The following is a 19,927-nucleotide window of genomic DNA, read 5'->3' as shown; positions in this document are numbered from 1 at the left end:
CAAAACCAATCGTTCCTGAGGCGCGGCCTGTTCTGCTCAAGTCCATGACTAACTATTCACCTCTTGGGTGATGGGTGACCTGTTGAGAATGGCATCAGAACCCTGTGCCCAAGAGTCCTTGGGCACTGAGGCGGTTCTCACTATTCAGGGACGTTGCCATGACCATCAATTTGTCGCGCGAGGAGCGCGCAGCCAGTTCAAACCGAGGGACTACCCGTTTACCCGCCGTCAGCCCAGGATTCATTAACGAAGCCGACGCCGCTTATTGGGCGCACAAAAAAATAGGTGCGCGCAGAGACAAGGAGTACGGCGGGGTTATTTTGAGGAAATATACGGGCAGGTATCATGCTACCGAGCCTGTGCCCGGCAAGGGGTTGCAGTTTGATCTGCGCGAGGTACTGACGGTCAGCGCCGATGGCCAATTTGAGCAACCCAAGGGTTACACCTGTGTGGCCTCCTACCATTCGCATCCTGCGGACCATGAGCTGACTCAGAAGGCCAATCCGAACTTTGATAGTAAGACGGTCAAAGCGTTTTTGAGTTTTTTTTCCGATGGCGACTTTTGGCATGGGGTTAATAACCGAGATTTCTTCCCGGCCGCGTATTTGTCCGGCCCCGACGGCTCGCTGATCCGATACGCTTCAAGTGGCTCCGTTGAAGAGCGCAGCTTTGCGCTCTGGATAAAAGCAGGAAGGCCCCGCAATAACAAAGTTGCCCTGTTTGGTCCGTTCAGCACTTTTGTCAAAAAACTCTCGACGCTGGGTACCTTGAGCCTGATTGTTCCCACGGCACTGTGGGGCGGCTCAGCAGGCGACGTGCCCGCAGATTGGGTGGTGTTCCAACCCTTCAGCAGCGGTGCGCCAACCCCTCAGCCTTTGTTTACCGGCGTATTCACCGAAGTTCAGGCTGCGATTAACGTTTGTGAACCCGTTGCCGCGCCCGCACGCCAAATCGGCATCGTGATCAAGGCGCAAGGCGAAGGCCGGGCTGAGTATGCGGTTTCTCAGCCGGAGCCTGCGCAGGTGCTGGGGTGGCTGGCCGGTGATGCGTTGCCGGTACTGCCGGCCGGATGGGAACTGCACGGCATGTACGTTGATTCAAGTCCTGTACCCGAGCCTTTCCCGCCTATGCAAGCCTGGCTGTACCAGTGTTTTATCAGCCCGCTGGACTTGGCAACGCACATCGCTGGTTACCGCAGGTTATCCAAGACGCTATCTGTTGCCGCTGCCGGTTCGTTGTACATCCGCACAAGTGACGCAGCCGTTTTACGCTATGGCTTTTCTGGCTCCGACGCCGAGTCTCAACTTTTCGCTCAGGCGGCGGACGGTAGCGTCACGGATAACGGCATACAGTCGCTGCTGCAGGCGGGAACACTGCTGCCACAGGGGTTGGTAAAACAGGTGGCCGAGGCGGGCCAATTGAGTGTGGAGCGCACCAGCGATATTTGGGACAAGAAAGGTGCTGTGGACAAAATGTGGCGGCCTTTTTCCAAAATTCCCGAGCCGCAATTGAGCCCGGCTTTTATCACTGCCGACGACGCTGCCCGCTGGGCGCACGAGGTGATTGGCACGCGCCGCGACCTCGAATATGGCGGAGTCATACTCAAACGGGGTTATCGCTACTATGCCACCCATCCGATACCGGACCGCCGAGCGGTGTTCGAACATGGGCTCCTCTTGGCCAGGGACAGCGACGGTAACTTCATCGCCCCTGATGATTACAGCGCCGAGGCGTTCTACCACTCCCATCCCGTCACTAATATCGCGCAAGCAAGGATCAACTACCCCGACGACAGTGATGATCAGTTGCTGCTGCGTGGCAACTTCTATTCAAGGCCGGACCTACGCTTCAGCATCCGAAACCGGGCTTTCGCCAGGGCTCACTATCTCTCAGGACCGGATGACGCACTGATCAAATACGTCAGCAGCGGCTCGGCGCTCGAAAGCGCGTATTACCAGGAGCTGCATGGCGTGGAGGACAAGACCTCCAGTGATTTCGAGTCCAAGGTTGTCTGGAAACTGGCCGAAGCCGGCGAGCTGTCGGTGGTGATCCCCAACCCGGTTTGGGGTGGCGTTCGTGGACTTATCTCCAAGGGCTGGCGCATCAGGACGCCCGCGACAGCACAGCAGCAGCAACCCTTTTTCACCGAAGCCTACTCGCGGCCTGAGCATGCCGTGATGCGTGCGCTTGTACTTGCCGGTCCCGAGAACATTGGCACTAAGTTCGGGGTTGTACTCAAACATAGGCAAGAGAATATCTATGCGGCGACGTTGGCACTGCCCAGAAGTGTTCCCCTGTTTTCGCCCTCCGTGCTGTTTCCAAAACGCCAGGATGGCGGGGTGCGGCTACCTTCCCAGTACCGGCTGGAGGCTATCTACTTCAGCAGTTGGTATGAAACCAACGAAATTGCCGCTCGGGAAACCTGGTTGGCCAGTGCCTTCTTTACGCCGTCGCAGGTGGTCGCCGCCGCCCGCCAGGCACGGGCGACTCTGGCCATCCAGCACCGCACCCGTGGCTTGACCTTGTACATGCAGGCCTCTGATTCAGCGCTGCTGGCACTTAAAGTGCCCGAGGCCACGGCCACCTCCGAGCTGGTGCAGGAATCCAGCACCGGCGAGCTGCACGATAACGGTGCGCAAGCCGGCCTGCTCGATGGCACGCTAAGCCCGCGGACTTATGTACGTCGGGTTATTAGCGCGACCGCGCTGTCGGTGGTCGAGGCGGGCGGCTTGTGGCGATACGTGGGACCAGTGGATAACCGTCTGCTGGTGTCGTTCTACACGGCGACACTGAGCCGTTCGTTTCTCTCTGCACGCGATGCGGCGGTGTATGCCCATGAGCAAGTCGGTAGTCGACGCGATCGTTACTATGGGGGTTACGTGCTCAAGGGCGAAGACGGTCGCTTTGTGATTACCGAGCCTATAGAAAGCCGCGAAAATCCATTTTTGTACACGCTGTTTTTCCCTTCCAGTAACCACGGCCCGCTGATCCCGCCGGAACCTTATGTGTTGCACGGGCGATACGGCTCTCATCTCGAATTGTCCATGGCCGACCCTGTTCCGATCCTGCGGCGCGGCTGGACACGGGACGAGGCGCTGATCAATCAGCAGGTGTTCTCCTGCAATGAAATGTACGCCATCATCCCGGCCGGGCGAGTGGCCTATCTCTCGGCGGCACCGAATTGTTTATTGGAATACACCCCAAACAAGTCTTCTGCGGAAACAACGCTCCTGGCTAATCTCAGCCCTCAAGCCGGGGATAACAGCTTTCAGGCGCGACTTGACAGAGGGGACATCAAGCCCGCCGATTGGGTGTGGCGAGTGGCCGAGACGGGGGATTTGAAGATCATTCAGGGCAACCGGCTTTGGGGGCCGCGCTCGGTGGTCTACCGCGACTGGTCGGCCAATTACAACTACGCCCCAAGATCCGGCCCGCTTGACTACGTCACCTACGGCGCGGTGTTTACCAGTGCCGATGATGCGGCCAGTGACCTTCATGGGCGGGTGCATGGGCGTCATTTTCCCGAGGAGGCGTGCTATGCATTTATCCTCAAACACAAGGACAAGGACCAGTACATTGCGAGCGAGGTGGTCGGTGCCACCCGTACGGATGAGCTGTTCAATCGCTACCTTGTGTTTAAACGCATTACTCAAGACCAGTACCAGCTCCCAGATGGTTTTGAACTGCATGGGCTGTTTCGCTCGCAGCAATGGCTGCGTAAAAGGCTGAGACCTTCGAACGAATGGCTGGCTCGGTTTTTTGTCCAGCCTGATGTTCTGTACGCCGCTATCTATGAAGCCAGGGGTGGGAGTGCCGATAGCCTGCCGATTTATTTTTCAACGCATGATGGTGCGCTGTTGCGCTATAGGCCCTCACCGATTGACGTAACGTCCGGCGGTACGGCGGATACGTTGTTGGGTGACGCACAACGAGCGTTGGATTCCGGGATTAAGAGGCCCGTTGAATTCGTCAGGGAGTGGTCGCTGAGGGGGCAGCTTCAAGTGGTCCGTATCAGCCAGCTCTGGGATAAAGCCGGGTTGGTCAGTAATACCTGGACCAGTTACGCAACCTTGATGCCGCGACATTTAAGCCCCGCCTTCGCCAGCCCCGATGACGCGGCCCGCCACATAGCAACATTGACGGGCAACGGACATCGCCGCACTTATGGCGGGGTAATTCTCAAGCTGGTCAGCGGGTTATATGCCGCAACGGAGCCATTGGCCATACCGCCCCAGGGGCTTGCTTTAAATTGGATCTACCCTGACCACGCGGTTTCAACAGGACTTTATCCGGGAGGCAGCACGATTGTGGCGCGCTATCGGACTCTGCTGGATCAAGAGGTGCCGCTGCTGCTGTCCAGCACTCAGAAAGCCATCTACAAAAGCATGATTCCGAGCAGGGTGCTGGCGAGTTTGTTGAACCGGGATGCCGACATCATGGGTGAGTATGTGTTCGGCGCTAATGGTTCGATCCTGAGTTATCAACTCTCGAACTCCATTGCGGAGAACTCGCTTAAAAACCGTCTGGAGGTACAGAGCCTGGCCAAAGACGACTACGTTGGCAACCTCATCGAACAGCAAATCCGCAGCGGGGTTCTCACGCCGCTGGAGTTCGTCACGTTGGTGGCGAAGGCGGGTAAGCTGAGTGTGGTGAAAAATGATCGTTTATGGGGGCAGGCCAGACAGATAACGGGAGAGTTTGCGACGTCTAACGCTACGCCCAACCCCGGGGATATTCGCCAGGTATTGTTCGACTCAGCCTGTGGCCCGATCTTTACCCGGGCGTTCGATGCCGTCCGCTACGCCCAGCGTATGGCGAAGTCGCAAACTGACGTATCGTTCGGTTACGTACTCAAAACCGTGAAAAAGTCGCTGTACATGACGACCCTGCCACTTGTCAGGGAGAAATTTGACGATTTCAGGCGGGTTTTTATCAACGGCCAGTTGCCCCAAGGTTATGTGCTGGAGGGCATGTACCTCTGTGCTTCGACGGTGGCGATTGCCCCGGCCGGCGATGAAATGGCGCATAGCTTTTTCCCCCCTCAAGACATTGGCAAAGCGTTGAACTTTCTCATCTACGCAAGCAACGGCAAGGCTCTGCCGTTGTACCTGATGTGTGGCGACGGGGCATTACTTAAATACCTGGTTCAAAAGACGGCGCAGTTATACGACTGGACGAAGAATGCGGTCTTGGAACGCTCCCAATTGTTAAACGGTACCCTCAAGGTGCGCGAATATGTGCGCCGCTTGGCCGCCATGGGCGAACTGGAAATACGGGTGACCAGTGTAGTCTGGGGCAGGAAAGAGCGGGTGATGGCGCAATGGACACCGAAAAAAGCCCCCCATGCGTTTGCCGATGACCCGCATTTTCATTCGTTCTGTGGGCCGTTGTTTCTTTATCCCGACGATGCGGCGCGTTATGCCCAAGGCTTGGTGGCCCCTTTCCAGGACAAGCAATATTTGGGCGCGGTATTGATGCCGGATCAAATCCAGGGCTATGTCGCGATTGACCCGGTGGAGGACCGGGGCACGGGAGGTACGAGTACCCGAGAGCTGCTGTTTTGGATCGATCATGCCGGGTTCGATGTCCCCGCCGGTAATGTCCTGAGCACCTACAAGATCGCCGCCGTGCACGCGTTCTACAAAGCGATACCGTCGACTGTCAGCCGTGAGCCGAGAGAGCAAAAATTGCTGACCCACTTCGTCTCCAAGGATGACCTGCGCGGCTATCTGGCGGTGATCCGGAGTAATGCGCCCTATGCCAAGAGTTGCTACCTGTCCAGCCGGGGCGGCGCCCTGCTCAAATATGTACCGGCGTTCACGCAGGCTGAAACCACCTTGCTCAGTCCTGGTGATGCACCAGACCCTAGTGTGCTGGTCAGTCAATTGCGCGCTCAAGGCAGCCTGTCCGTATTGGTCGCCGATGCTTTCTGGATGCGCGTGGGCGTATTGGGTGCAGAGTGGAACGGGGGCGAAGCGCTGTCCGAGCCGCAAGTCGGCAAGTTTTGGTATGAGGGTGAAAGGGATGAACTCTGACTCTAGCGCTTGCGCATCAACCCGATAAAAAACAGCCCGCCAATCGCTGCCGTGGCCACGCCGATGGGCAAGTCTTCGGGGGCGATCAGGGTGCGCGCAGCGACGTCAACCCACACCAGGAACAGGCTACCCAGCAGTGCACACACCGGCAATAAACGCCGGTGTTCGGCCCCCACAAGGCGCCGCGCAATATGCGGCACCATCAGCCCGACAAAGCCGATGGAACCGCTGATGGACACCAGCACGCCGGTCATCAATGACGCCACCATAAACACTTTGAGGCGCACATTGCGTGCGTTGAGGCCCAGGGTCACGGCGGTCTGTTCGCCGGCCATCAACGCGTTCAGCGGCCGCGCCATGCCCACCAGTACCAGCAAACCTAGAAAAACGGTTGCGGTGGGGATCGCCAGCAGCTCCCAGCGCGCCAGGCCCAGACCGCCCAGCATCCAGAACATCACCGCCGAGGCGGCGCGATGGTCGCCCATGAACAGCAGCAGGTTGGCCGCTGCCATCATCACGAAGGACACGGCTACGCCGCACAACAGCAGGCGATCACTTTCCAGGCGGCCGTTACGACTGGCCACCGCCAGCACCACCAGCATGCTCAGCAAGGCGCCGATAAACGCTGCGATGGGCAGCGTCAGCAGCCCGACGATTTCACCCACATGCAGCACCACGATCACCGCGCCCAGGGTGGCGCCGGAGGTCACGCCGAGCAGGTGCGGGTCGGCCAGCGGGTTGCGCGTCACCGCCTGCAACACGGCGCCGATCAATGCCAACCCGGCGCCGACCAGCGCACCGAGCAACATGCGCGGCACGCGGATCAGCCACACGATATGTTCCTGGCCAGTGCTCCAGTTGGCCTCGCCGAGGCCGAAGGCCTTGTTGAGCAAAATCCGCCACACCACGTCCGCCGGCACCCGCGCCGAGCCAAACCCCAGCGAGATCACGCAAGAGACCAGCAACAACGCGCCAAGCGCACTCAACAGCAGGGCATAGCGGCGGCTGATCATTCGCCGTGGAACCCTTTGGCCAGGGTTTCCACCGCCAGCACGTTGTCGATGCCCGGCGTGGCCTGCACATACGGGATCACGATAAAGCGCTGATTCTTGATGGCGTCCACCGACTGCAACGCAGGGTTATCCAACAGGAATTGTTCTTTCTGCGCGGCGGTGATTTCGCTGTAATCGACGATCACGATCACCTGCGGGTTGCGCTCCACCACGGTTTCCCAATTGACGCGGGTCCAGCTGGCGTCGATGTCATCGAGGATATTGCGCCCGCCGGCAGCGGTGATCAGTGCTTGCGGCATGCCCAGGCGGCCGGAGGTCATGGCGCGGTCTTCGCCGCTGTCATAGAGGAACACCCGAGGCTTGTCGGCGGGCAGGTGCTGTTGCACCTCGGCCACTTGCGCCTGCATCTGCGCGATCAAGGCCGTGGCGCGCTCCTGCACATCGAAGATCTTGCCCAGGTTGCGCAGGTCGTTATAGGTGTCGTCCAGGGTCGCCGCCGGGCGCTTCATCACGAAAGCGCAGGACTCGGTCAACTCGTAGACGTTGATGCCCAATGGCTGCAAGGTTTGCGGCGTAAGGTCACCGCCCACGCGCATGCCGTAATCCCAACCGGCGAAGAAGAAATCCACGTTGGCGTTGAGCAGGGTTTCCACCGACGGGTACTTGCTCGCCAGTTCCGGCAGGCCGTCGAGGATTTCGGCCATTTGCGGCGTGACCGACTTCCAACCGGTGACGCCGCTGTAGCCGGCCATGTGATCCTTGAGGCCCAGGGCGAGCATCATCTGGGTCATGTTGATGTCGTGGCTGACCGCGTGTTTCGGCGCTTCCTGGAAGGTCACGTCGCGGTTGCAGCTTTTGACGGTCACCGGGTAATGGGTCGCATCGGCAAACGCTTGGGCCGTGCCGAGCAACAACGCGAGAGACAACAGGGCGCGCAGGATCATGGTTGGGTTATCCAGGTGATTCGGGGGTAGCCGGCCAATGGGTGAGCGTCGATCAAGGCTTCGACGCCGAAGACATCACGCAGCAACTCGGCGGTCAGCACTTGGTGAGGCGTGCCGCTGGCGACAATGCGCCCGTGGTTGATCACGTACAAACGATCACAGAAAGCCGCAGCCAGGTTCAGGTCGTGAATGCTGGCCAGGGTGCCAATGTTCAAGCGCTTGACCAGCCGCAGCAACTCCAGCTGATAGCGCGGGTCGAGGTGGTTGGTCGGCTCATCGAGGATCAGCAGTTGCGGCTGCTGCGCCAAGGCGCGGGCGAGGATCACGCGCTGTTTTTCGCCGCCCGAGAGCGTGGCGAACGCGTGGTCGTCGAAGCCGTGCATGCCGACCGATTCCAGTGCCTGCCGGATGAGATGCTGGTCGTGCAGTGTGTCGCCGTCGAACAACCCCTTGTGGGGTGTGCGGCCCATGGCGACCACTTCGTCCACGCGCAGGCCGAAGGTGTCGGGGAATTCCTGCAGCACCACAGCGATGCGTTGTGCGCACCACTTGGCGCTTTGCTTCCAGATATTCTGGTGTTCGAGCAGCACGTCACCGCGTTCGGGTTTGCTGAAGCGATAAGCGCAGCGCAACAGGCTGGTCTTGCCACTGCCGTTGGGGCCGATCAGCCCGACAAACTCCCCCGCGCCGACCTGCAGGCCGGCATCCCGCAGCTGGAAGCGGTGGTTGCAGTGGTCGTGGCCGGGTGGAGTCCAGCCAAGGTCGGTGAGGGTGAGTGAGGCCATCAATATTCTCAAGGTCAACGCAAAGCGAAAATGTGGGAGCGGGCTGTTTCAGTTAGAAGGTGTAGTCCGCCGTGACGAAGAACGAACGCGGCTCACCCAGTATCCACTGTTGACCATTGTTGTACTGGCTGACGGCGTAGGTGCGGTTGAACAGGTTGTTCAGCTCAAGGCCCAGGGTGGTATTGCGCATGGCTTTCCACGATACGGTGGCGTCGGCCACGGTGTAGCTCGGCACTTCGCTGCTGTTGGCGGTGTCGGCATAACGGGCGCTGACGTAGCGCACACCGGCACCGGCGCGAATGTCATCGGTCAACGCCTTGCTCAACCACAGGTTGGCGGTGCGGTTGGGCACGTCCACCGGGCGGTTGCCGTCGCGGGAAACAGCCTGGCCGTTGACCACTTCGGAAAAGTCGTCGTACTGCGCCCGCACAATGGCCGCATTGGCTTGCAGCTGCCAGGCGTTGGGCAGTTGCAGGTCTAGGCTGGCTTCCAGGCCGTTGGAGGATTGCTGGCCGACTTGCTCCTTGAGGGTGGTGCCGGGGATGCTCACCAGCAGTTTCTTTTTGACGATGTGATAAGCCGCCAGGGTCCATTCGCCACGCGCGTCCCAGAACGCCTGCTTGAAGCCGATTTCGGCCTGTTTGGCGGTGGACAAACCAAACTGCTGCTGGCTCGGGCTCAGGCTGATCAGGCTGCCAACGCCATCGGTGCTGGTGGCGTACTGGCCGTAAACCGAGGTGTTCGGAGTGATCGCGTAGACCAGGCCGGCTTTCCAGTTGTTGCCGGTCAAGGTCTTGTCGGCGTCTTGGTTCGCGGTTGTCAGGTCATTGCTATCGATGTGCAGGTAGTCGCGGCGCGCGCCAGTGATCAACGACAGTTTATCGGTCAGTTGCAGGCGGTTTTCGGCGAAGGCCGCGAGTTGTTTGGTGGTGCTGACCGACTGCGCCATAAAAGGGCTGTCGCTCACAAACGGTTGCGGCACCGGATGCTGAATGTCCACCGGCTGGCCGCCGCCTGGCACGTCGTTAAACGGCGCATTGCTGGCCAGGCGGAAGCGAATGCGGTTGTACTCGACGCCCGTCACGGTCTGGCTGTCGAGGCCCAACAGCGTGTGTTTGAAGGTGAAGGTCTGGCGGTCACCGACCTGTTCCTGGTTGTGCTTGATGCCCAGGTAATCCTGGCGCACCAGGCCGCCATTCACATAGTTGTAGCTTTCGGCGTTCTGCCAGCGGCGCTGGTTTTTCAGGTACGACAGCTCGTTGGTGGCGGTGACGTTGTCGTTGATCTGCCACTCGCTGGTCAGGCGTGTCCACTGGTCGTTGTAGTGCTGTTTGTCGTTGCTGACGTTGTAGTTCTTGTCGCGCAGGCCTTTGTGTAACTGGCCGTTGATCAACGGCGTGCCGTAATAGTTCTGCGGGCTCTGGTCGCCGTAGTCGTGGGCCAGGGTGAAGCTCAGGTTGTCGGCCGGCTGCCAGCGCAGGGCGCCGCTGACGAAGTCGCTGGAAGAATCGCCGCGCGCGATAAAGCCGTTGCTGCGCAAGCGGTTGATGTTCAGGCGGTAGCTCAGGGTGTCGGTCAGCGAGCCGCCGCTGTCCAGCGCTTGCTGCTGGCGGTCATCGGAGCCATAGCCCAGGCGCACATGGTTTTCGATTTCGCCACTGAACGGCTTCTTCGCAATGGTATTGATCACCGCACCGGTGGCGCCCTGGCCGTACATCACCGAGGCCGGGCCGCGCAGCACATCCACGCGCTCAACCGACCAGGTATCCACCGGGAAGGTGGAGGTGCCTGCGCCATCGAACATGCGCTGCCCGTCGTACAGCTGCAGTACCGAACTCTGCCCGGTGAAACCACGGGCCTGCAACGACGTGCCGCCGTCGCCCGGCGAACCGGTGCGGCTGATGCCGGTTGCGCGGGAGATGGCGTCCTGCACACTGGCGTCACCGCGTTCGCGGATCTTCTCGCCGGTTTGGCTCTCGACACTGCCTGGGGTTTGCAAGGCGGTGAGGTTCAGGCGCGAACCGGCGGTGGTCGGCGTGTTCAGGTCGACGCGCTCGTCATCCACGGCGGGCGCGGTCACGGGGCTGGCGGGCAGGGTCAGCGCCTGGGCAGTGTTGTGCAAGGCGAGCAGGCATACGCCGCACGCAAGGTACTTGTTCATCGGTCGATCAATCGCTTCTTGAAAGGGTGTGCTCGCCGCAGGGCGCGGCGAGCAACGATAACGCAGAAAGTGTTATAAGTTAACACTTATTGGCTGCGCGACAAAAGTCGCGCAAGGCTACAGGAGGCCTCTGCCGTGGGCATCTCGCCTGCCTCATGCAGAACCTGAGGCAGATTCACGTTGGTTGAAAAGGCGCGCCAGCACCAAACGATCCAATGCCCACACCACGACCAGCGACGCGCCCACCAGCGGAAAAATAATCGCCAGTGCGAGCATGATCACCATCGCGGTTTTCCACTTGGGCAGGTCATGGCGCAACGGCGGAACCCCCAGCCCACCCTGTGGCCGACGCTTCCACCAGATCACCACACCACTCACCGCACTGAGCAAAATCATCAGGCAGATCACCAATACGATCAGCTGATTGACCCAGCCGAACATCTTGCCCTCATGCAGCATCACGCCGGTTTCGGTGGCGCGTGCGACGAGGTTGTAGTGTTCCCAACGTACATCGGCCAGCACTTTGCCGGTGTACTGGTCCACATGCAGGGTCGCATCGTTGCGCGGGTCGTTGGCGAACACCGCGACGGTGAATACGCCTTCGGCGGTGGTGGGGAACGTGATGCTATAGCCGGGTTCGACCTTGCGCGCGTTGGCCAGGTCGACCACTTGTTGCAGGCGCACCGTCGGCGCGGCAGGAACTGAATGCATGGCGCCGTGATTCATATGCTCGGCGTGGTCGCCGGACATCGGCATCGGCGTGTTTTCCATCGCCCACGGCACGGTCTGCCGGCTGGCCGTATTGAGGCTGCGCGCTTGCTGGTCGGACTGCGGCACGTTGTTCCACATTGCCGCCGGAAACTTATTCCACAGCTCGGCGTATTGCTTGCCCCAGAAGCCGGTCCAGGTCATGCCGCTGAGCAGCATCACCAGCAAAAAGGCCGCGCCCCAGAAACCGGCGACCGCATGCATATCGCGCCAGAACACTCGGCCGCGGCTGTTGAACCGTGGCCACAACACCCCGGCCGAAGACTTGCCGCGTGGCCACCACAGGTACACGCCGGATACCACCAGCATCACGCCCCAACCGGCGGCGAGTTCCACCAGGCGATCACCCACGGTGCCGATCATCAGCTCGCCATGCAGTGCGCGGGCGATGGCTTGCAGGTTGTATTGGGCATCCTGTTCACCGAGGACGGTGCCGCGATACGGGTCGACGAATACTGTCACTTCGCGGCCATCGTTGTGCATCACGAATTGCGCGCTGCTGGTGGCGTCGGCGGGTGGCAGGTATTTGCTGATTTTGCCTTGGGGCAAGGCTGCCTGGGCGCGTTGCAGTTGTTCGTCGGCGCTCAGGGCGTGCTCGGCGCTTTGCACCTTGAGCAGGTTGCCGTACATCAGCGGGTCGAGCTGGGGTTTGAACAGATAGATGATGCCGGTGAGGGCCAGCAGCACCATGAACGGGGCGACGAAGAGGCCGGCGTAGAAGTGCCAGCGCCAGGCCAGGTTGTAGAAGGAAATTTTTTGGGTGGTCATCATTAGGCTCCGCAAGGCTTTCAATTTTTTGTGTTGGTTACACCGCTATCGCAGGCAAGCCAGCTCCCACAGGGGAATGAATGCATTCCAAGTGTGGGAGCTGGCTTGGCTGCGATGCTTTTTAGAAGCTCATGTCGACTTTGGTCCAGAGCGTACGCCCCGGCTCCTTGATGGCTTGCGGGTCGTTGGCCGGGTAGCCGAAGCCTGCGTTACCGGCCAGGTTCAGATGCTCGGCATAGGCTTTGCCGAACAGGTTGTCGACGCCGGTGCTGACCTTGAAGTTTTTATTGATGCGGTACGCCGCGTTCAGCGAGAACACGCCAAAACCGCTGCTTTTGTCGAAGTCTTTGCCGACCACGTTGCCCTTGTTCTGGTCGATGCGGTTTTGCGCCGCGACCACACGCCACAAGGCGCCGGCGCTCCAGTCGTCCTGGCTGTAGGTGAGGCCCAAACGCGCGTCCAGCGGTGGCATTTGCGGCAGTGCCTTGCCGTCGCTGGTGTTCTTGCCCCAGGCGTAGGCGAGGCTGGCGTCGGCTTTCCAGTGCTGGGTCAGCTTGTACGCCGCGCCCAATTCACCGCCCATGATGCGCGCGTCAACGTTGCGCGCCTGGGAGGTGGTGCCCATCATGCCGGGCTTGTAGTCGAACAGGATAAAGTCCTGCACCCGGCCGATATAACCCGAGGCCCAGGCTTCCAGGTCGGCGGTTTTGTACTGCGCGCCGACGTCGAGTTGGGTGGTTTTCTCCGGCTTTACGCCGTCAAAGGCATTCACCGAACCCACCGCGCCGGTGTTGGGCGAAAACAGCTCCCAGTAATCCGGAAAACGCTCCGAATGGCCGAGCCCTGCGTAGACCGTGGCGGGCGTGTCGGCCAGGTCATGCTCATAACGCACAAAGCCCGAGGGCAACGTGTCGGCGCGGGTGTCGTTGGCGGTCGGGTTGGGGCGCGACATCATTCCCGAGCCCGTGCGCTGGCGAAAATCCTTGGCCGAGGCGCGGTCCAGGCGGGCGCCGGTGATCAGCCGATCACGCTCGGCGGCGTACCAGGTCAGTTCGCTGAACACCCCGTAATTGTGGAAGTTGGCGTCCTTGACCCGTGGCAGATCCTTGTAGGTGTCGATGCCCATGCTGCTGCGCTGGCGATGCTCGTTGGTCTGCGCGTCCAGGCCGCTGATCAGTTGCACATCGGCCCAGCGCCAGGTCGCCTTGATGCGTGCGCCAAGGGTGCGGCGGTCGACGTTGGAAGCCATCGGCCCGGCCATCATGCCGGTGCCCGACGGCGTGCGCAGGCTGTAGTTGTCCATCACATGGTCGGCGTAGTTGTAGTAGACCTGCGCTTGGACCTTATCCAGTACCTCACCGATATTGGATTTTTCAAACCGCAGCCCCAGGCTTTCGCGCAGAAACTGCGAACCGTCCATGCCGCGCCCGGCGTAGCGCGCTTCGCCATCGCCACGGCCGGCGGTGAGCTCCAGCAAGGTGTCGGCGTCGGGGGTAAAACCGACGGCCACGTCGCCATTCCACTTGTCGTAGCGCGAGGCGACGGTGTCGTTATTGCCGTCCTTGTAGTCATCGGCGTGGGCCTGGTTGCCGATCACCCGCACATAGCCCAAAGGCCCTCCGGCGGCGGCATCGACCACCTTGTCGAAGCGCCCGTTGGAGCCGGCCAGCACACTGGCGTTGACCCGCGTGCCCAGCTCGCCGAAGTGCTCGGGCTCACGCTCGAACAGGATGGTACCGGCCGACGCGCCAGGCCCCCAGAGCACGGTTTGCGGGCCTTTGATCACGGTGAGCTTGTCGTAGGTTTCCGGCGAGATATACGAGGTAGGCGCGTCCATTCGCCCTGGGCAGGCGCCGAGCATCATGCCGCCGTTGGTGAGGATATTCAGGCGCGAACCGAACATGCCGCGCAGCACCGGGTCGCCATTGGTGCCGCCGTTGCGCACCAACGCGAAGCCGGGGATGGTCTTGAGGTAGTCGCCGCCGTCGCTGGCGGGCACCGGTTGGCGTGGGTCTTTGGGGTTGGTGACAACGGTCAGCGGCGAGCTGGGGGCGATCGCGGTGATTACCGTGGGGCTCAGTTCGTGATCCTCAGCCTGGGCGTGTGGTGCCAACAGCGCGCCACACAGAACGGCGAGAACGGGAGTACATCCCAAACGGGAGTCAGCAGAAAACCTGGACATGACAAATTCCATCAATCAATCGTAAACAACACGGCCAGCAGCCTGCGGCTGTCTGTCTAAAGTCGGCCGGTGTGAAGTGATGCTGTGAAGTGCTTACGAAGCGATGGGCGGAGCGCGGCTGCGGGCGCCGGGGAAGATGCTCTGCCGGGCGTGGCTAAGGCGAGTGGCGGGCGTCAGGGCATTAGCCGGTGGCGGTGTGCCGAGGCTGGCATAGGACACGCTGCCGGGCAGGGCCGGGCAACTGAAGAGCAGGTCGCAATAACCGCACTTTGCCCAGAGGGCGTGGTGTTCGCTGGGGGCTTGCTGGTGTTCGCCATGGCCGCTTGACGGCATGTCCATGGACATTTCCATCGACATACCGGCGTGATGGTCCATCGGCATCGCTTGGGAAATCAGCGGACCGATAAAGATCATCAGCATGGCGAACAGGCTGATCCAACTGCCGCGCGTCAGGCTCATGGGCCTGCGGCGGTGTGGCGACAACCTGGCGCGAGGGGCGCCCATCTACGTTGGCCTATTGGGCGTGCATATGCTCGTGGCCGGCCATCGGCGGCGCTTTTTGTACCGAGACTTCAACCTGCACCGGACCGGCTTTTTCGAAGTTCAGGGTGAGTGGGAAGTGTTGGCCGTCGCGCAGTTGGCTGCGGTCTTTCAGGCCCAGCAGCATCACGTGGTAGGCCATTGGTGCGAAGGTCAGATCACCCTTGGCCGGTACGGCGACGCTGGGCACTTGTTGCATCTTCATCAAGTCGCCCTGCATCACATGCTCATGCAGCTCGGCTTTGGCCGCCACAGGCGTGTCGACTCTAAGCAAGCGATCAGCGCTTTCGCCCTGGTTATGAATCACAAAATAGGCGGCGACTGTCGGCGCATTTGGCGGCAATTCCTGGGACCAGGGATCGCTGACCAGCAGGTCGCCGGCCTTGTAGTCATCGGCATTGGCAGCACTGAACACTGGCAGCAACAACGCAGCCAGCAGCAGGGAAGATTTAAGCATGGCAGTTCTCCAGAACGGTTCTAAACGCAGTTCACTTGCGAACGAATCAAACCGTTGGAGAGGCGCGGGGGTTAAGGCTAGGCCATTGCTGGCGCGGGGTCGGGGCTTGCAGTGCGGGCGGTGACAGGCCCGGCACCGCATCAAAACGCGTGACATACAGCTGCGGCACATGCCCCGGCAACGCCACTAATGGCGGTGAGCCCGAGCAACACCAGCAATGCTGCATGGCGGAATGATCTTCCTGGGGCGGCGATGGAATGTCCAACGTGCCCAGGGCAATGGTCTTGAGGCTGGCGCCATTGGAGGAACAGAAACTGCCCCACAGCAATTGCTGCACGGGGTCTTGTGACTGTTGCATCGCGCTGGCCATCGGCATGGCAAAGGCGTTGAACAGCACTGCAAAGCAGGCGATCCACACAATTGCAAAGCGTTGACGGGCCATGGCGGACAATCCGTAGGGTTAAGCGATCAGGTGGGTATTTAGCCTGATCGGGGGGCATAAGTAAAAAGCGGCGGTGTGGTTTGGTGTCGCAGTGGTTGCCTTCATGATAGCCGGGAACCACGGATTGCCAATTTTACCGACGGGTCGCGATCTCCAGCGTGACGCTGAACCCTGTGGGAGCTGGCTTGCATGCGATGCGGACAACTCGGTTTTCCAGCAGTACCGAGGTGATGCTATCGCAGGCAAGCCAGCTCCCACAGTTTGGTGTGTGTTTGGCTATGGGTGTTGAACTTGCTGGTTGCACGAGCAATGCCCTGCTCATGTAGGCCGCTTCTAGTTGAGCCTCTACATAACCTAAGTGTAGTGGTCGTCTACGGAAACGTCCGACAGGGATTTAAGGTTGTCCCTAGGAAGGTGGAACTCTAGTCTGTGTACGCCGCTGCAAACTCAGTGGTCGGGCGTCGCGGCCCGGATTTCTCCAGACGCAAAAGCGTCATCGTCTCCTTTCAGTTGGCGCTTTTTTATCGTCTACTGTGCGGCGCTATGGCGGCTGTGCGCGGGATACCTTAGGGTATGCCGGTTGTTTCGGAGAATCGGTCCGCGAACCTGCGTACAGCTGCCACCCCCATCGCGTCGCGGCGATCAGTGGCAGCTCCTTTTTACTTCTCCGGAGCTTCACAATGATCAAACCCACCCCCAATCCCCCCATTTGCCTATTCACCGTAGCCGACGGAATCAGCACCGAAGACCTGCTGGTCAACCTCAGCGAAACACTCGCCTCGGCCAATGCGCTGAGTTGCGACCTTGCGTTTGACCTGGATGGCCCGAAGCGAGAGGAGTTGCTGGGCGTTGCGCAGTTGATTGAGCTGGCGCAGTTGCTGGCTGACCGGGTGCAGGAAGGTGCAAGGCGGCCGACAGTCGCGAGTAGTTAACAGTCCTATGACCGATCGTTCCTGCGCTCGTGCGTGGGACCGATCGTCTATTGGTTTAGAACTCCCAACTTGCTTCCCGTATATGGTTGAAATTCACAACATCGACGCACTGTTGGTGAGCAAAGCCGGCGACTCTAAGGTCATCAGTCAAAACTAGATAGTTATCTTTAGCGAGTGCGATAATTCCGACGTCAGTAAGGCCGTAGGGCGACAGCTCATAATCGCGACTTATGTCCAAGGCTGGGGTGTGAATTTCAATAATTGTTGAAAGTGAACTTTTTAATGTCGCGTAAACATCGTGCAACTTTCTCCCGTACAATCCATTTGTCAGGTTGCTGACTTCTGCGAGAATGTGAGGCGTGGAAACAAGTTTTTCGAACTGATCAATCATTGTGAGCAAAAGGCGGTAGTCTTCATTGGTATAGCCCCGGGTTCTCTTGAACTCTACAACGCTGGGCGTTCCACCTATCAGTGCCAGGAGTAGCAAGTTGGTGTCGACTATGATTCCCTTTCTTCGGTACTGCTTGATATAGGCATCTATCATACTTCGCGGATCTTCATGGAGCGAAACTCACCTGTCTCCGCGTCAATGATGAATGTTTTGTATTTCCTTGTCTGCATTCGTCCGGCTAAGGACGCGCCTAACCTTTCATATTTATCAGGGGTTGGAACATTAAAGCCCAACGTGATTACCCATGTTTTACCGCTTGAATTTAGCTCGACTTCCTCAAGCATGAGGTCTTGCAATTCCGTTTCTTGCCCGAGGAAGTCGTTTGCTGCCGCCTTGGCGACTTGTACGGCCTCTTTAACTTCTATCATGTCAGCTCCTGAATATAATTGAGTCTGGCTTGAATTATTCTTGGAGTGTAGCACTTCGTGTTGTTGGTTCATCGCCGTCCCTTGAGGTAACAAATAGAATTGCCAGAGGCTGCGAATGATCCTGATCTATCGAATGAAATCTGCCAATGAATCGATTGTTTCTGCGGGCGTCAAAAGCTCTCTATCCACCCCCGCCAACACCGGCCGCTTCAACACCAACACCGGCACGCCACGCTCGCGTGCCACCTCCAGCTTCGGCTCGGTCGCCGCACTGCCGCTGTTCTTGCTGATCAACACATCAATCCCACGCCGTTCAAACAGCGCGCGCTCGTCCTCAATCAGAAACGGCCCACGCGCGCCGATGACTTCACAGCGCTCATTGCCCGGATACACATCCAGTGCGCGCAGCGTCCAGAACTGGTCGGCGGGGATTTCGTCGAGGTGCTGCAAGGGCTCGCGCCCCAAGGTGAACAACGGACGTTTGAAGGGCTTCAAGGCTTCGATCAGTTCAGCCCAATCTCCCACCTCGCGCCAGTCATCACCCGCCTGCGGCTGCCACGCCGGGCGCCGCAACGCCCAGCAGGGAATGCCGCACACTGTTGCCGCCGTGGCCGCGTTCTGGCTGATCTGCGCCGCGTAAGGGTGGGTCGCGTCGAGGATCAGACTGATCTGCTCATCGCGAACAAATTGCGCCAAGCCTGCATGCCCGCCGTACCCACCTACACGAACTTGGCAGGTGAGGTCAGTGGGCACGCGCCCAACCCCAGCCAGGCTATAGATATGTTCCGGCCCCAGCGTGCGGGCGATGGCCAGCGCTTCGGTGACGCCGCCCAACAACAGGATGCGTTTCATAGCGGCTTGACCACGTCCAGCAAGGTGATCGGCAGCGCCTGGCGCCAGGTGTCGAACTCACCCAGCGGCTGGGCCTGGGCCACATGGATGCGCGTAAGCTCGCCGCCGTGTTGCGCGCGCCACGCCATCAAGGTCATTTCGCTTTGCAGGGTCACCGCATTGGCGACCAAACGCCCACCGGGACGCAGGTGTTGCCAACAGGTGTCGAGCACGCCGTCGCGGGTGACGCCGCCGCCGATAAAAATAGCGTCCGGTGCTTCCAGGCCGAGTAACGCCTCAGGCGCCTTGCCGCGAACCAGTTGCAGGCCGGGCACGCCGAGGGCATCGCGGTTATATTCGATCAGCCCTTGGCGACCTGCGTCGGCTTCAATCGCCAGTGCGCGACAACTCGGATGCGCGCGCATCCACTCGATGCCGATGGAGCCGCTGCCCGCGCCCACGTCCCAGAGCAATTCACCGGGCATCGGCGCGAGGCGGGCGAGGGTCATGGCGCGTACATCGCGCTTGGTCAGTTGACCGTCGTGGTTGAAGGCCGAGTCCGGCAGCCCGGCGAGGCGTGACAGGCGCGGGGTGTTGGCGTCGGCCAGGCAGTCGATGGCAACCAGATTCAAGTCCGCAACCGAGGCGTGTGGCCAATCAGCAGCCAGCCCGTCGAGGCGCTGTTCGGTTGCGCCGCCCAAGTGTTCAAACACGCTCAGCCGGCTGCGCCCGAAGCCGGACTCGGTTAACAGCGTGGCAATCGCGGCAGGGCTGCGCCCATCATTACTCAACACCAGCAACCGCACGCCACTGGCCAGGTGCGCATTAATTGCCGCCAATGGCCGCGCCACCACGGATAAGGTCACCACCTCCTGCAACGGCCAGCCCAAACGCGCCGCGGCCAACGACACGGAGGACGGCGCCGGTAAAATCAGCAATTCCTCAGCGGCCACCTGTCGCGCCAGGCTGGCACCTACGCCATAGAACATCGGGTCGCCGCTGGCCAGCACGCACACCGGCTCGCCGCGACGTGCCAGCACCGACTCCAGGGAAAACGGGCTTGGCCATAGCTGGCGCTCGCCACCAATACACACCGGCAGCAGGTCCAACTGGCGCTGGCCGCCTATAATCCGGGTGGCGCGCAACAGGGCATGCCGGGCGTTTCTGCCCAGCCCCTTGAAGCCGTCTTCACCGATGCCTACAACCGTCAGCCAGGGCGACATAAGAATTCCTTGAACGACATCCGACGG

General features: G+C 60.2%; 15 protein-coding genes. 2 read left to right on the top strand and 13 right to left on the bottom strand.

Annotated elements, in window-relative coordinates:
* Positions 1-158: 158 nt before the first annotated feature.
* Positions 159-6,035, top strand: a complete 5,877-nt coding sequence (locus tag BFP92_RS18890; RefSeq protein ID WP_065930634.1) for a DUF4329 domain-containing protein — start codon at positions 159-161, stop codon at positions 6,033-6,035.
* A gap of 2 nt (positions 6,036-6,037) precedes the next feature.
* On the opposite strand, the gene BFP92_RS18885 is transcribed toward BFP92_RS18890, so the two are convergent.
* From BFP92_RS18885 to BFP92_RS18845, 9 genes are all read right to left on the bottom strand, one after another.
* Positions 6,038-7,048, bottom strand: a complete 1,011-nt coding sequence (locus BFP92_RS18885) for a FecCD family ABC transporter permease (RefSeq protein WP_065930633.1) — start codon at positions 7,046-7,048, stop codon at positions 6,038-6,040.
* A complete protein-coding gene (locus BFP92_RS18880; protein WP_065930632.1) occupies positions 7,045-7,992 on the bottom strand; it encodes an ABC transporter substrate-binding protein in 948 nt (315 codons plus the stop codon). The genes BFP92_RS18885 and BFP92_RS18880 overlap by 4 nt, the downstream gene beginning before the upstream one ends.
* Complete coding sequence (locus tag BFP92_RS18875) at positions 7,989-8,777, bottom strand: ABC transporter ATP-binding protein (RefSeq protein WP_065930631.1); 789 nt, start codon at positions 8,775-8,777, stop codon at positions 7,989-7,991. The genes BFP92_RS18880 and BFP92_RS18875 overlap by 4 nt, the downstream gene beginning before the upstream one ends.
* A 52-nt stretch (positions 8,778-8,829) precedes the next feature.
* The gene (locus BFP92_RS18870; protein ID WP_065930630.1) at positions 8,830-10,938 is read right to left on the bottom strand and encodes a TonB-dependent receptor; all 2,109 of its coding nucleotides are present in this window, start codon (positions 10,936-10,938) and stop codon (positions 8,830-8,832) included.
* Positions 10,939-11,091: 153 nt separating this feature from the next.
* Entirely contained in the window at positions 11,092-12,474 is a 1,383-nt protein-coding gene (locus BFP92_RS18865; RefSeq protein ID WP_065930920.1) for a PepSY-associated TM helix domain-containing protein, read from the bottom strand.
* Positions 12,475-12,595: 121 nt separating this feature from the next.
* Complete coding sequence (locus BFP92_RS18860; protein WP_065930629.1) at positions 12,596-14,656, bottom strand: TonB-dependent copper receptor; 2,061 nt, start codon at positions 14,654-14,656, stop codon at positions 12,596-12,598.
* A 93-nt stretch (positions 14,657-14,749) separates the two neighbouring features.
* Positions 14,750-15,160 carry a DUF2946 domain-containing protein gene (locus tag BFP92_RS18855; RefSeq protein ID WP_065930628.1) on the bottom strand — a complete coding sequence of 137 codons (411 nt, stop codon included), beginning with the start codon at positions 15,158-15,160 and terminating at the stop codon, positions 14,750-14,752.
* Positions 15,161-15,170: 10 nt separating this feature from the next.
* Entirely contained in the window at positions 15,171-15,653 is a 483-nt protein-coding gene (locus BFP92_RS18850) for a copper chaperone PCu(A)C (RefSeq protein ID WP_065930627.1), read from the bottom strand.
* Between the two features lie 46 nt (positions 15,654-15,699).
* A complete protein-coding gene (locus BFP92_RS18845; protein WP_065930626.1) occupies positions 15,700-16,095 on the bottom strand; it encodes a DUF2946 domain-containing protein in 396 nt (131 codons plus the stop codon).
* A gap of 680 nt (positions 16,096-16,775) precedes the next feature.
* Between BFP92_RS18845 and BFP92_RS18840 the strand changes: the two genes are divergently transcribed.
* Entirely contained in the window at positions 16,776-17,027 is a 252-nt protein-coding gene (locus BFP92_RS18840) for a DUF6124 family protein (RefSeq protein WP_065930625.1), read from the top strand.
* 55 nt (positions 17,028-17,082) lie between these two features.
* On the opposite strand, the gene BFP92_RS18835 is transcribed toward BFP92_RS18840, so the two are convergent.
* The 4 genes from BFP92_RS18835 to BFP92_RS18820 all read right to left on the bottom strand — a co-directional run bounded on the left by BFP92_RS18835 (position 17,083) and on the right by BFP92_RS18820 (position 19,900).
* A complete protein-coding gene (locus BFP92_RS18835) occupies positions 17,083-17,571 on the bottom strand; it encodes a PIN domain-containing protein (RefSeq protein WP_065930624.1) in 489 nt (162 codons plus the stop codon).
* Positions 17,568-17,846, bottom strand: a complete 279-nt coding sequence (locus BFP92_RS18830) for a hypothetical protein (protein WP_065930623.1) — start codon at positions 17,844-17,846, stop codon at positions 17,568-17,570. The genes BFP92_RS18835 and BFP92_RS18830 overlap by 4 nt, the downstream gene beginning before the upstream one ends.
* 126 nt (positions 17,847-17,972) lie before the next feature.
* The gene (locus BFP92_RS18825) at positions 17,973-18,698 is read right to left on the bottom strand and encodes a cobalt-precorrin-6A reductase (protein ID WP_065930622.1); all 726 of its coding nucleotides are present in this window, start codon (positions 18,696-18,698) and stop codon (positions 17,973-17,975) included.
* A complete protein-coding gene (locus BFP92_RS18820) occupies positions 18,695-19,900 on the bottom strand; it encodes a bifunctional cobalt-precorrin-7 (C(5))-methyltransferase/cobalt-precorrin-6B (C(15))-methyltransferase (RefSeq protein ID WP_065930621.1) in 1,206 nt (401 codons plus the stop codon). The genes BFP92_RS18825 and BFP92_RS18820 overlap by 4 nt, the downstream gene beginning before the upstream one ends.
* Positions 19,901-19,927: the final 27 nt, after the last annotated feature.

This window comes from Pseudomonas sp. 58 R 3 (assembly GCF_900006605.1).
GTDB lineage: Bacteria > Pseudomonadota > Gammaproteobacteria > Pseudomonadales > Pseudomonadaceae > Aquipseudomonas > Aquipseudomonas salomonii.
Note: the sequence above shows the minus strand (reverse complement) of the source record. Positions and strands in the feature narration are given on the sequence as shown.